Origin of the sequence: Leyella stercorea, from assembly GCF_019052365.1 — a bacterium.
Classification (GTDB): Bacteria; Bacteroidota; Bacteroidia; order Bacteroidales; family Bacteroidaceae; genus Prevotella.
Genome location: NZ_JAHQUY010000041.1, coordinates 1 through 14,571, shown reverse-complemented (window position 1 = coordinate 14,571; position 14,571 = coordinate 1). Strand labels below are relative to the sequence as shown.

Sequence of the window (14,571 nt, the reverse complement as noted above, 5' to 3'; positions counted from 1 at the left end):
TTCATCATCAAACTTAAAAAAGTGCAGAAAAGGAGAGCGGTGCTTCAATGGTTGAAGCACCCTACCCTCCTTTAATTTAATATGAATTTGGATGTAACGTTGTTACTCCTTTGTCAATACGATATCAGACATTGCTTCTAACAGCGAAAGTTGACCATTGTCAGGATTTGTGAAGAGAGCTGCAATAGTTGCACCTTCCTCAAACTTGATAGTCTTGAAGTCGTCCTGCACCTCACCTTCAACCGGTGACTGTGAAATATTATTACCTTCAAGGCGACCCAGCTGAATATCAACAGGCTTAGAAAGACTTGAATGTTCAAAACCTGTAACCCAGTTGTACTTCATAAAGTTAGTGAATGATACATAGCAAGTATTATTAGCACTATCGAAGTTGAACGAGAGCTGAGCCTTAGACTTTTCGAGAAGCATACCCTCAAGATAGAGAAGCTTGTTGTAGATGTATTGTGAAGGATCGTCAGCACCGGTGATAGTCACCTTCTGCCTCTGCACAGCGCCATCATAATTTTTGTATGTCATCGTCCATGTTCCCTGGAGACGGTCATACGGCTCATGGTCGTTGTCGCGAATTTCTACAGTAGTGGTCTTTGCAGCTTCGTTAAGCTTGGCGTGTTCTACCTTTACGATAGTCACCTCGAATGTACGCGGATCGTTGATTTCATCATCATCAACCATCTCGAGCTCAACATAGCCCTCCGAGCCAGTGATGTTGATTTTCTTAGTTGTTACGTAATAGTTAGTATTCTCAACAGCAGGATTGCTGCCTACTTCTCTTGTCTCTACAGTAAGAGTAACCATACCGTTTGTTGGGCCCTCCACCTTGATAGGCAGAGAAACGACGCCAGCACTCTCTCTCGGAGAGATAGTTGCTGTACCCATGCTTACTGTTACATCAGCTGCCGAGTTCTTCTTTACATCGTCATCAGAGCAGGCACCCAAGAAGAGAACTGCTACTAAAAGCGATAATAATTTAATGTATTTCATATTGAAATTATTCTATATTGTTTATAAATGCAAATTAATAGCCTGGGTTCTGCTGACCCTTCATCTGCGGGTTAGAGTCGATCTCATCCTTCGGGATAGGCCATGTGAAGCGGTAATCGCCAGCCTCATACTTCAGGTTCTTGCCGACACTGAACATAACATTGTTGATCTTATCGAGTTCGGGGTCGCCAATATCGAAGTTAGAGATGCGCTGGAAGCCCTGGTTAGTACGACGGAGGTCTGACCAAAGCATACCTTCACCAAGGAACTCACGCTTACGCTCTGCCAGAGTCTGCTTGATGAGCTCAGCTGCAGAGTAGGTCTTGTCCTTATAACCAGTGTAGCGCTTTTTGCAGAAGTCGTTGAGATACTGGTTAGCCTGCGAGAGCTTGTCGCCACCAAGATGTGCACCTGCCTCAGCAGCTATGAGGTACATCTCTGAAGTGCGGAACACCTTTGTCTTGTTTATGAACTGGTTCTCCGTAGTATTGATTGCGACGTTGCCCGGATACTTGCAGAAAACGTAAGCCTTGTATGACTCACCCTCAATCAGGAAGTCATTGTACGTAGTGAACCAAGCATCGTAACGGATGTCACCCTCGTTCTCAACGAACATCATAAGAGTGCCATAGTTAGGAATGTAGTAGGGATCAGTCTCGTCTTTCTTCTGGAATACGCCACCGTTTGAGCCACCCTTCTCTTTGCCAGACATGAACGGCTGGAAGATAATCTCCGTGCCAGTATCGTTCTTCCACATCCTTGTGTACGCAGAGCGCAGAACGAGTTTGTACTTGTTGCTTGTGATGATTGAAGTAGCCTTGTCCCATGCTGTCTGCCAGTCGCCCTTCACGAGTGCTACACGTGCCTGCATAGCAGCTACAGCGTAAGAGGTGAGATAAGCTGTCTTATCTGTCTCGTACGTCTCTGTGTACTTATCCGTATAGCCCGACTCCTCATACGCCTTGAGCGCGTCGTAAGCAGCCTGAAGGTCAGCGTCGATGAGAGCGTAGGTCTCAGCGAGTGTCGCGCGGCCAGGATACTTTGTTTGATCACCTGTAGGGTCATATGTAGTAACGAGAGGCACACCAGAAGCTGCTGCATTCGGGTCGGTCTGAGTGTACGGCTTGCTGAAGTGCTCAACGAGGTTGAAGTAGCCGAAGGCACGTGTGAACAGTGCCTCGCCCTTGTAGCGTGCGAACGCCATCTTCTCCTCGTCGGTGAAGTAAGACGTTGCCGAAAGAAGGTCGGCTTTGTTGATGAGTGCGTTAGCGTTAGAAATCATAACGTAGTTGCCCGACCAGTAGCCAGTTACACTTGAGTTGGTAGGATAGATCTGGCCGTAAGAGAAATCGCTAAGGTTGTTACCGTTGCTGATAAGACCATTGAAACCGTCGAGCTGGATATCTGTGAGGTAAATGTATGAGCCAGAGGTTACAGAGCGCAAATTGGTGTAAAGCGTATTGCGGAACTTGCGCATGTCCTGAGTGCTCTGGATGGCGGTTTCCTCGTCAAGAGTGCCAACCGGCTTCAGATCCATATCGCAGGAAGAGAAAGCCATGGCTCCCAGCAGCATCATTGAAATATATAACTTTTTCATTTTATTTCCTGATTAAGTGTTAATATTAGAAAGAAATCTCAGCACCGATTACGAACTGGCGTGTGTTCGGGTAGTTGAACTGCACGAGGTTCATATCCGGCTCCGGGTCGTAACCCTCGAACGGAGTAATGGTGAAGAGGTTGCGTGCGATACCGAATACCTTCACGCCCTTGATGTAGCGAGTAGCCTGCATCCATTTCTTCGGGAACTCGTACTGGATTGAAAGAGTCTTCATGCGGAGGAACGAAGCGTTCTGAAGCAGTTGGTCGGTGATCTGCACGTCGTACTTAGCACCAGGGATGTCTGTTATCTGACCTGGAGTTGTCCAGATGTTGAGCATCTCTACGCGCTGGTTCCATGTTGTAGCCAAATGCGGGTTAGCGATGAAGTAGTCGTCGTTAATCAACATGTACTTGCCTGCTACCCAAGCGAAGTCGGCGATGAGCGAAACGTTCTTGTAACGGAAGTTGGTACCGAAACCGCCTGTCCAAGGAGCAAAGCGCTTCTTGCCAAGGAACACAGCGTCGCGTTCCTCGTTGAACTTCTTTGTCTTGTTGCCGTCCTTGTCGTAGTAGAGCGGAGCACCTGTCTGCGGGTCAACGCCTGCGAAACGTACCTGATAGAACTCACCGAAAGCGTGGCCTACAGCAAGCTTCATACCTGTGTTAGAGAGAACGTACTCGTCGCGGCCCTGGAAGAGCTCTGTGATTTCGTTCTTGTTGTAGCCTACGTTAGCCTTGAAGCTCCAGTAGAAGTCCTTAGTTCTGAGAATGTCTACATCTACGTCTGCCTCGATACCGGTATTGGTCATTGATGCCACGTTACCGATACCTGCTGAGTAGCCAGTAGTCATTGAGTAAGGAATCGACATAAGCATGTCGGTTGTCTTGTTGCGGTAGAAGTCTACCGTGAAGTGAGCGCGGTCGAAGATAGAGAAGTTAAGACCTACGTTCCACTTTGCTGTCTTCTCCCATGTAAGTTTCTCGTTTTTCATCTGTGCGATGCCGATAGAGCTCTCACCATTGTAGAGACCGCCATCAGTGTAGAGACCGAGGTAGTCGTATGAACCTGCGCCTGAGTCGTTACCTGTTGTACCGTAGTTAAAGCTGAGCGAGAGGTCGTTCAACCACTCTACATCCTTCAGGAAGTCTTCCTTCTTGAGATCCCACTTGGCACCTGCTGACCAGAATGTACCCCAACGGTGGTCGGGAGCGAACTTAGAGCTACCGTCGCGACGGATAGAAGCTGTTACGTAGTACTTCTCCTTATAGTTATACTCAGCGTTAGCGAAGAGTGAGTTAGCAACTTCCTCTACCTTTGAGTCGCCGAGGTCTTCCGGTGTAACGGTTGTACCATTAGGGAGGAGGAGAAGGCGCGGGTCGGTTTGGCCCTCTGAGTAAGCACTGAGACCACGTGAACGCTCGATACGTGTCTCCTCACCGAGGAGGATGCCTACGTAGTGGTCGCCAAACTGCTTGCGCCACTCTGCTGTGTGCGAGAGTGTGAACTGATAGTAGCGGCTCATAGAAGCCGAAACATTACCCGTCGCAGCCTCAATCTTGTTGCCCATGCCGTCTACGAATGCGTCGTACGGGCTGAACGAAGCGTGGTTCATGTTCTCATAGCCGTTCATTGACTGCAATGCCTGAAATGTGAGACCCTCGATCGGTGTGAATGTCTCGGTGAGGCTGGTATTGAGAGTGAGCTTGTTGCGATAGTAGTCGCGGTGAGAGTTGTACCACCAAGGCATGTTAAGACCTGAGTACTTAAGACCGATAGCGCGGTCACCCTTAATCATATTGCCGTTCTCGTCGATGGTGTACTGATAAGGAGTATCGTAAGGCAATGCCTGGCGTGCGAACACGAGCGGGTTGGCAGAATAGATTGTGCCAGTTGCACTCCACTCTGCATTCTGCGAGTAGCGCTGCACACCGAGGTTTGTTGTGAAACCAATCTTGAAGAAGCGGTTCAGACGAGCGTTGATGCGTGCGTTAAGAGTGTTACGGTGCATCTTAGACATCTCGATAAGACCGTCCTGCTTGTGGTGGTTGAATGAAACGTAGTAGTTTACGGTCTGGCCACCGCCCTGCATTGTAGCGTTAACGTCGAGTGTAGGAGCAGCATCGTCGATCATCTCGTCGCGCCAGTTGGTGTTGATGTTATACTTGTCAACGAGGTTGCGGATATCGTCTGACACGGGCTGGCCGATGAGATCGCGGAACTTGATGTACTGCTTAGAGTTCATCATCTCTACACCGTCGCTTGTAGCGCTTGCGATACCATACTGTGCTCTAACGCTAAGGCCTACCTGCTCGCTGTACTTACCCTGCTTGCTGGTGAGCACGATAACGCCGTTGGCAGCACGCGCACCGTAGATAGCTGTAGAAGCAGCGTCCTTGAGCACTGTGATGCTCTCGATGTCAGCCGGGTTGAGTGTTGCGTAGAATGATGCAGAAATCGGCGCGCCGTCGAGGATGAAGAGCGGCTGGCTTGATGACTGGATAGAGTTGACACCGCGCAGACGGATAGTTGCTGCAGAAGAAGGGTCGCCGGCAGAAGAAAGTACCGAAAGACCTGATACCTGACCTGCAAGAGCGTCGGTGAAGTTCGGAGTGACGATGCTCTCGAGCTTCTTCTTGTCTACAGAAGCAACAGAACCTACCACTGAACCCAACTTCTTAGCAGAACCGTAGCCAGTGATGACTACCTGCTCAAGTGTGTGGCTGTCCACCTGAAGCACTACGGTCATGTTCTCGCTTGCTTTAACGCGCTTAGAAACCAGACCGATTGACGAGAACTCGAGCTCAACGCCAGGCTTGCTGACTGAGAGCGAGAAGCGTCCTTCAATGTCGGTAACTGTACCGGCTGTCTGCGAACCTACCACCTTGACTGTAGCGCCGATAACGGGCTCACCGTCTTCAGAGGAGGTGACAATTCCGGAAACGTGAGTTTGTGCCATTGCCATTCCTATACTTAGGAAGAGACAGGCGAAAAACATCATGATTCTTTTTTCCATATTAATTCTCTCTCTTTAAATTAATTAATTATTATAATTTGATTTTTGTTTTCACTTTGTATGTGTCGGGAGCGGTCCCCGTTTTTTACCTGTATTACATTATTCTAATTTGAAAAAAGCACACACGTCGTCACGATACCTTTTATATAAAAAGCAGCCCTCGCACTTCGAGGTGAAGAAACAACAGAATGCGTCTCAATCGCCTTAGTATCCTGCAACGTCTGGTAAATTAAATTTTAAAAATCATTTGCAAATTTAATTAATAATTGTTTCCCAACCAAATATTTTAACTCAAAAAGCGAGGTTTTATTACGTTTTTTCTGCAATTCATACCAAAACATGATAATTTTATTAATATTTATAAGTTTTTGCGAACTTAAAAAAACAAAATGACGCTAAATTTCCGTTTGCCCAAACAATATTATTATGTCAAAAGGTTTGCGTACACAACATGAAAATGACAACAGGCAGATTGCCAAGTTATGATTTTTCAGACGGCTTTTTATATTATTTTGTCAACTAAATATTAAGGAGTATTAATACAAATGCTCGGTACTTGGTAAGTTGAGTTTAAAGCTATCCGACCGGACGGCGGACGGTGCTTTAAGGGGGTGCACTTGTCTCAAGTGCACCAACCAAACAAGAGGGCCTTAAATATTGCTCAGTTGGTGCAGTTCTTGCTTGGATGGTGCACTTCTTGCTCTGGCAAGCGGCAAAGCCGAGCGGAGACAACTGCACCCTCTGAAGAAAGCATTGAGAAATAGAAACAAAAAGCCGCCGGACATGCGATGATGTCCAGCGGCTATACATTATTATATAAGGTTCTTTTAGGGGGTGCACTTGTCTCAAGTGCACCAACAAAACTGTCAAGTGCCCAACAAAGCAAGAGTTACTTCAATATTGCTCGGTTGGTGCACTTGAGACAAGTGCACCCCCTGAAAGCACCCCCTGAATTTACTTCACGATCTTCTTGCCACCAACCACGTAGATGCCTTTGCCGAGCTTCGACGCGTCAGTGCCGAGGTAGCGTCCGTCGATGCTGTATACGCGGTTGTCAGCGGTCTTGTTGGCTACGGTGATGCCGTTGATGCCGTCGACGATTTCCTTGAACGTATTGTCGAGAATATTATTGCTGTCGCCACCGCAAACGTTGAACGAGATGGAACCCTTAGAGCGCTTGATGTCGGTAATGGGAATGCCGAGGTAGTAGGTGCCGTCAGAGTTCTTGTTGTAGAGCTTGGCAGCCGGCTCCGACTCGTCGGTGAAAGCGTCGTTCATCGTCACGCCCTTCACTACGTACGGGTAGAGGTCGCCCTGCAGCGAGTAGTAGTCGCTCATCTCGCGCGAGCCGTCGGCGTTTACTACCGTGCAGCACTGTATCTTCTCTTTGCTCGAGTTGACGCTGTTGTTTGTCCAGCGCGACGGCACGTAGTTGACGTGCACGATGAGCAGACCGTTGCAGCCGTAGAGTTCCTTGTCCCAACCGGTGTTCTGGCGGTTCTCCATGAGGAAGTACTCATTGGTGTTCTTGAAGTTGTACATGATGAACGGGCGTCCGTAGTCGGATACCGACTTCATGTCCTTGACGGTAGCCGGAGATTCGAGTTCTATCGGCTCCACCCATCCTGCGTAGATGCGCTCGAAGGCAGTGTAGTTGCACGGCACGAAGCCGTTGCCGTTGTAAGAGCCCTGGTCCATAACGTCGAAGACGGTCATGCCGTAGCCGTTCTGACCTGCTGTGTCGTACATATCGGCGAAGCCGAGGCAGTGGGAGAACTCGTGGCAGATGGTGCCGATGCCGGCAGAGATGTAGTTTGAAGAGCCCTGAGTTGTGGGCTGCAACTCGTTGGCGCAGGCGTATGTGTTCACATTGCCGGTAGGATACTTGAGCACGCCGCAGGGCCAGTAGCGCAGCTGCGACTCATGGGGCCAGATGGTGCTGGCAGAACCGCCCGACGCCTGACCCAGACCGGCGTAGAGGAAGAACACCTGGTCGGCTTCGCCGTCGCCGTCCCAGTCGTAGTCGGCGAGGTTCACCTGGTCCTTGATGCCGTCGCATGCCTCCTGAATCATCTTATACACGTTCTCGTCCTTCTGATATGCTCCGTCGCGACCGTAGTAGCCGTAGTTCTGCGACATCGTAACGGGACCAACCACGTCGAAGTCGAGCTCGAACTGACCGTTAGACTGTGCGAGGAAGTAGTCGCGCACGCTGCCTACGTAGCCTTCTTCGGGGTCGCTGAAGTCCTTACCGTTGATGATCTGCTTGTAGTACTCGAGGTCGTGTCCGTCGGCGAACTTCTTGTTCTTGAAGTCGACGAGCACCACGAGGCCCTTCTTCACGCCCTTGTAAGTGATGTGGTCGCCGCCGAGTCCGCGCATCTTGTCGTCGGCACCCTTCAGCGAGTTGTTCACGCGTGCGAGGCGAGCGGCGCGTCCCTGCTCGGTCTTCGCACGGCGTGCGGCAGCGGCAGGCTTCTGCGCTTCGAGGTCGAACGCCTCGAACACGGCGTCGTCGGCAGTAGCACGATAAGCGGTTCCGTCGGCGCCTTCCCACCAACTCAGGTACTCGTCACCACGCAGCTCCACCGACACCTTTGCGCCGTTGGCAAGTGTGATAACCTTCTGCAGCTTCTTAGCCGGAACGGCGTTGGCTGCGGTGCCGAATGCGAAGAGCATTGACAGCATCAAGTAAAGTTTCTTCATTTTAGATATATTGATTGTTGTTTATTGCAATATGCGGAACACTATTCGCAGCAAAATTACTCAAATTGTTGCAAAATGACGAACACAGCGGTTTATTATTTCAATATTTGCTACATTTTTAACAATAAAAGGTAGCAAGAGGCTGACATTCATTTGATTATTGCTTTGCAGCAAACGACTAAACAAAAAAGACTCCCACAGATTTCGCAGATCAGCACAGATGCTTTTGGTTCGAAAGTTCTGTGTAAATCTGCGGAATCTGTGGGAGTAATTATTCCGTTATGTTTGGTTGGTGCACTTAGGGAGCACTTGAAGGGGTGCTTTCAGGGGGTGCACTTGTCTCAAGTGCACCAACCAAGCAGTTAGGAACTAATATTCTTTCAGTAGTTACTCTTTAGTTAGGTTGGTGCACTTGAGACAAGTGCACCCCCTGAAAGCACCCCCTGAAAGGCAGCCTAACTTCTGTGTTAATCTGCGGAATCTGTGGGAGATTGTTGATGACGGTTTGACTGTGGCGGAGGCCGGAGACCTCCGCTACGTTCAGTTGGTTACGGGTTATAGCGCACGAACGCCTCCATTGCCTCGTAGCAAGCCAAGCCCAGGCTGTGATACAGCTCGGCGGTAGCATGGTTGCGGTCTTCGGCGCGCTGCCAGAAGAGGCGCTCGTCGTTGCCGAGGAACGGTGCGCTCTCCATCTGCGAAGAGTGCTTGAGGATGCAGTTGCGCTTGCCGCGAAGCTCCTCCGGCGACATCGGCACACACATCTCGATGTTCTCGATTTCCCACTCAGCCCATGCGCCGCGATACATCCAGATGCGGCAGTTGTCGAGCCACTTGGCACCAGCCTCCTTCTCGAGGTCGATGGCAGCCATCACGGCGTCGGTACACTTGCGGTGGGTGCCGTGCGGGTCGGCGAGGTCGCCGGCGACGTATATCTGGTGAGGCTTAACCTGCTGGAGCAGTTCGCGAACGATCTTCACGTCAGCCTCGCCCATCGGCAGCTTCTCTATCTTGCCCGACTCGTAGAACGGAAGGTCGAGGAAGTGTACGTGGTCGAGCGGAATGCCGTTGTAGGTGCAGGCTGTGCGAGCCTCGCCACGACGGATAAGGCCCTTGATGGTGCGCACCTCCTTGGTATCCATATCGCTCGGACGCTTCTGCGCAAAGAACTCCTTGATGTCGCCGTACATCTTCTTTATCACCTCGTCCTTGCTGTCGCAGAAGAGCTGGTTGAAGCCGTTGACGAAGTGCATGAAGCGTGTTACCTCCTCGTCGCCAACAGCGATGTTGCCCGATGTCTCGTAGGCGATGTGCACGTCGTGGTTCTGCTGAACGAGTCGGCGGATGGTGCCACCCATAGAGATCACGTCGTCGTCGGGGTGCGGCGAGAATACGATGACACGCTTCTGTGCGGGCAGCGCACGCTCCGGACGGTTGGTGTCGTCGGCGTTCGGCTTGCCGCCAGGCCATCCGGTGATGGTATGCTGCAGGTCGTTAAATATCTTAATATTGCAGTTGTAAGCCGAACCGAAGAGGGCGAGCAGGTCTGAAAGGCCGTTCTCGTTATAGTCCTTGTTGGTGAGCTTGAGGATAGGCTTCTTCACGAGCTGGCAGAGCCAAACCACAGCGGCGCGTATCGTCTTGTCGGTCCACTCGCAGTTGGTGACGAGCCACGGATGAACGATACGTGTCAGCTTGCTGGCTGCAGCGAGGTCTATGACAAACTTGGCGTCGTTGTGTGTCTGCACGAACGAAGCAGGAACGGTGTCGGTGATGCCGCCCTCCACAATCTTCTGCACCACCTCCGACTTCTCTTCGCCCCATGCCGTGAGGAACATCTTGTGGGCAGAGAGCAGCGTGTGAACACCCATCGTGATAGAGCACGGCGGCACCTGGTCGAGTGTGCCGAAGCTGTTGCTCATCTCCTCGCGAGCGGTCTGGTCGATGAGGATGATACGACTCTGCGAAGCGAGACTTGAGCCAGGCTCGTTGGCTGCGATGTTACCCATACGACCAATGCCGAGCAGGGCGATGTCGATGCCGCCCTCAGCAGCGATGAGCTGTTCGTAGGCGCGGCAGTGCTCGAACACCTCGTCCTGAGCTATTGATCCGTCGGGGGTGTGTATATTCTCTGCCTTTACGTCTACATGGTCGAGGAAGCGATGGCGCAACTGGTTGATGGCGCTCTGTGCGCAGTTCTTGTCAAGCGGGAAATACTCGTAGGCGTTGAACACCACTACGTTGTCGAAGCTGAGTCCTGCCTTGTGGCGGCGGATAAGCTCCTCGTAGATAGGGTTCAGCGACAGACCTGTACCGAGGGCGAGCACGCACTTCTTGCCTGCAGCCTTGGCACGCTTGATTTCTGTCTCTACGGTGTCGGCGATAACCTTCGCGCCCTCCTCCACTTTCGGATAGATGTCGGTGAAGAGTTTCTCGCAACGTGTGATTTCAGAGCGTTCAACTGCCGTACGAGGGCGGTAGTATTGCTCCGGTACCTTATTCAATACAATCTGCGAACTTAAATTAAGTTTCATAATAGTGATTATTTAGTTGATAAGTTTACTATGGTCTGCATGCCGCAGCTGAAGCCCACTTCGACGGTTTCGGACCCATTACGAGTTCGAGTGTTCCGCCGCGGCGGATGTCGTTGAAGTCGACGTAAGAGTTCTTGAGAGTCTTGCCATTGAGGCGAGCGCTCTGCACGTAGATGTTCTTGTCGGAGTTGTTCTTTGCCACGACGGTGAAGGTCTTGCCTCCGCCCACATTCACGGTAGCCTTGTCGAAGAGCGGCGAACCGATAACGAAGCGACCGCCAACGGGGTCTACCTGGTAGAGACCTACCGACGAGAGGATGTACCAAGCCGACATCTGACCTACATCCTCGTTGCCAGAGAGTCCGTCGGGCTGGTCGAGATACATCTCGTTGAGCATCTTGCGCAGCATCGGAGCAGCCTTGTCGGGGCGTCCGGCGTAGTTATACATATATATAACATGGTGGCTCGGCTCGTTGCCGTGAGCATACTGACCAGTCATGCCCGACATATCAGGCGAAGCGTTGTCGCCAGCCCAGCCTTCAACGAAGAAGAGTGAGTCGAGCTTAGACATGAATGCCTTGTCGGAACCGAAGAGCTTGATGAGACCCTTCACGTCGTGAGGCACGAGGAAGGTGTACTGCCATGCGTTGCCCTCGGTGTAGTCGTTGGTGCGGTGCTCGGCGAAGAACGGGTTGAACGGCAGGCGGAACTTGCCGTCGGTGTCTACAGCGCGGAGGAAGCGAGTCTCCGGATCGTAGTATTTCTTGTAAGAGCGAGAGCGGTTGAAGAAATATTCGTAGTCGTCCTTCTTGCCCAACAGCTTAGCCACCTTAGCCACACCGTCATCGGCAGCGCAGTATTCGAGCGCCTTCGCTACGGTTTCGTTCTCGGGTTCGAGGTTCCAAGGAATGTATCCGTACTTCTTGAGCAGACCGAGCGAGCGTATGTCCTTCATCTGTGTAGCCTTCAGAGCCTCAAGCGCCAGCTCCTTATCCTCTACGAAGCCCTTCATGGTGAGGTCGGCGAGCACGATTGCGCCCGGATTGCCCACCATACAGTCGGTCTCTGAGCCCATGAGATGCCATACCGGCAGACGGCCCTGCTGCTTGTAGATGTTGAGGAAGGTCTGGGCGAAGTCGCGCTGCATCTCGGGGAAGGCAACCGTCATGAGCGGATGAGCCGCACGATATGTATCCCAAAGCGAGAGCGTGGTATAGTTGGTGAAGTCTGCCTTATGCACCTTGCCGTCGGCGCCGCGATACTCGCGATCTACGTCGTTGAACTTAGAGCAAGAGGTCATAAGATGATACATCGCTGTGTAGAAAACGCGCTTCTTTGTGCGGTCGTTGGTCTGTATCTCGATGCGGGCGAGTTCGCGGTTCCAAGCCTCATCGGCTGACTTAACGGCTGCGTCGAAGTCCCAACCTGCCAACTCTGCCTGCATGTTCAGCTTAGCCTTGTCGATGCTCACCGGCGAGAGCGCCACCTTCACGAGCAGCGGCTTGGTGTTGTTGGCTACAGACACAACGACGCGCTCCATCGAGTCGAGACGATGGACGGTGACGGGCTGCGAGAAGTCGATAGAGAAATAGATGCGGCGGTCGGCTGCCCAACCGTTTGAGCGGCGGAAACCGGTGAGGCGTGTAGCGCTCTCTTGCGTGAGCAGGCAGTCGTTGAGCTTATCCCAACCGATGCACTGCGAGAGGTCGAGAGCGAGCTGAGCCTTTGCGCCGTTCTTGAAGGTATAGCGATGGAAACCGCAACGTTCTGTGGCAGTAAGCTCCACAAGCACGTTAGGGTCGGTGAGCTGCACCGAGTAGTAGCCCGGATGCACCTTCTCTGCCTCGTGCTTGAAGCGTGTGGAAGTCTGCTTGAAGTCCTTCACTGGCAGGAATGCAACGTCGCCGAGGCAGCCGATGCCGGTGCCCGAGAGGTGCATGTGTCCGAAACCGATAAGCTCGTCGTCGTCATAGTAGTAGCCCGAGCACCAGTCCCAACCGCGTGTGGGCTCGGTAGGACCGAGCTGAACGAGTCCGAAAGGCACGTTGGCGCCCATGAACGTGTGGCCATGACCGCCGGTTCCGACATATTGATTTACGTATTGCGTGAGATTTTGAGTCGCGGCAACAGCGGCTGTAACACTAAAGCATACAGCAAGTAGCGCGACAGATAAGAGTCGTAATAGATAATTTGTTCTCATAAAATTAGTATTTAGCAATTGCAAAAATACTGATTTTTATGCTTGAATCGCTATTATTGACGGCATAAAATGAAGCTGTAACATACAAAAGATGTTAAATAGAAAAGGCGTGCGCAACTTAGTATATATATAATAGGTGTAGAAAAAAGCTATTTGCGTACTTTTGCAGCGGAATTAATAAACAAGATCATGAAGAAAAAAACACTTGCCATCGACACCCCTTTCCAGAAAAGCGATGCATACGGCGCATTGAGTATGCCTGTCTACCACACGCTTGCTTACGAGTTCGCTGACGCCGACGTGATGTCGGACGCTTTCTGCGGACGTATCGAGGAGCCCGACTACTCGCGTGTGATGAATCCTACAGTAAACTATCTCGAACTCAAGATAAAGGCGCTGACCGGTGCCGACCGTGTGACGGCGATGTCGTCGGGCATGGCGGCTATATCGGGCGCACTCATCTCGCTCGTGGAGCAGGGCAAGAACGTGGTGTCGTCAAGACACATGTTCGGCAACACCTACTCGCTGCTGACAAAGACGCTGCCGCGATTCGGCGTGACGACGCATCTGTGCGACCTGACGAATCTCGACGAGGTGCGAAGTGCCGTTGATGCCGACACCTGCTGCATCTTCCTCGAAATAATCACCAATCCGCAGCTTGAGGTGGCTGACCTCGCGGCGCTGGCTGAGATTGCGCACGAACATAACATTCCGCTCGTGGCTGACACCACGGCTATTCCGTTCACCGAGTTCAACGCTCACGAACTTGGCGTGGACATCGAGGTGGTTTCTACCACTAAGTATCTCTCTGGCGGCGCCACTTCGCTCGGCGGCATCGTCATCGACTACGGCGGATTCCCCGAGTTTGCTCACCGCCTGCACGACGAGATGCTGTTCAACCTCGGCGCTTACATGACGCCGCACGTGGCTTACATGCAGAACCTCGGACTGGAGAATCTGAACGCACGCTACTCCATGCAGGTGCGCAACACGGAGTATCTGGTGAACGCGCTGCGCGGGTTGGAGCAGATCAAGAGCGTCAACTACGTCGGTTTGCCCGACAATCCGTACCATGCTTTGGCGCAACGTCAGTTTGGCAAGACTGCGGGCTGCATGTTCACTATCGACCTGGAGTCGAAGGAGGCTTGCTTCCGCTTCATCAACAAACTGAAGCTGGTGCGCCGCGCCACGAATCTATTCGACAACCGCACACTCGCCATCCATCCTGCCAGCACCATCTTCGGTCCGTTCACTGACGAGCAGCGCGCAGCGATGGACGTGCTCGACACGACGATACGCATCTCTGTGGGTCTGGAGGACATGGACGACATCGTGGAGGACTTCCGTCAGGCTTTGTAATCAGGGGGTGCACTTGTCTCAAGTGCACCAACCAAACAGAACAAGTATTGTAATCAGGGGGTGCACTTGTCTCCGCTCGGCTTTGCCGCTTGCCAGAGCAAGAAGTGCACCAACCGAGCAGAACAAGTATTGTAATCAGGGGGTGCACTTGTCTCAA

General features: G+C 51.9%; 7 protein-coding genes. 1 reads left to right on the top strand and 6 read right to left on the bottom strand.

The window, feature by feature from the left end; all coding sequences use genetic code 11:
- Positions 1-102 precede the first annotated feature (102 nt).
- The 6 genes from KTQ90_RS08390 to KTQ90_RS08365 all read right to left on the bottom strand — a co-directional run bounded on the left by KTQ90_RS08390 (position 103) and on the right by KTQ90_RS08365 (position 13,055).
- Positions 103-1,002, bottom strand: coding sequence for a hypothetical protein (locus KTQ90_RS08390; RefSeq protein ID WP_217318034.1), 900 nt, complete (start codon positions 1,000-1,002; stop codon positions 103-105).
- A 34-nt stretch (positions 1,003-1,036) separates the two neighbouring features.
- Positions 1,037-2,599 (bottom strand): RagB/SusD family nutrient uptake outer membrane protein, encoded by a 1,563-nt coding sequence (locus KTQ90_RS08385; RefSeq protein ID WP_217318032.1) that lies wholly within the window; start codon positions 2,597-2,599, stop codon positions 1,037-1,039.
- 25 nt (positions 2,600-2,624) lie between these two features.
- Complete coding sequence (locus tag KTQ90_RS08380) at positions 2,625-5,615, bottom strand: SusC/RagA family TonB-linked outer membrane protein (RefSeq protein WP_217318031.1); 2,991 nt, start codon at positions 5,613-5,615, stop codon at positions 2,625-2,627.
- A gap of 954 nt (positions 5,616-6,569) precedes the next feature.
- Positions 6,570-8,321, bottom strand: coding sequence for a M6 family metalloprotease domain-containing protein (locus tag KTQ90_RS08375; RefSeq protein WP_217318029.1), 1,752 nt, complete (start codon positions 8,319-8,321; stop codon positions 6,570-6,572).
- A 548-nt stretch (positions 8,322-8,869) separates the two neighbouring features.
- On the bottom strand, positions 8,870-10,855 hold the full coding sequence (locus KTQ90_RS08370) for a glucosamine-6-phosphate deaminase (RefSeq protein ID WP_217318028.1): 1,986 nt from the start codon (positions 10,853-10,855) through the stop codon (positions 8,870-8,872).
- Positions 10,856-10,883: 28 nt separating this feature from the next.
- Positions 10,884-13,055, bottom strand: coding sequence for a GH92 family glycosyl hydrolase (locus KTQ90_RS08365; RefSeq protein ID WP_217318027.1), 2,172 nt, complete (start codon positions 13,053-13,055; stop codon positions 10,884-10,886).
- A gap of 189 nt (positions 13,056-13,244) precedes the next feature.
- Between KTQ90_RS08365 and KTQ90_RS08360 the strand changes: the two genes are divergently transcribed.
- Positions 13,245-14,414, top strand: a complete 1,170-nt coding sequence (locus KTQ90_RS08360) for a PLP-dependent transferase (protein ID WP_217318025.1) — start codon at positions 13,245-13,247, stop codon at positions 14,412-14,414.
- Positions 14,415-14,571 lie beyond the last annotated feature (157 nt).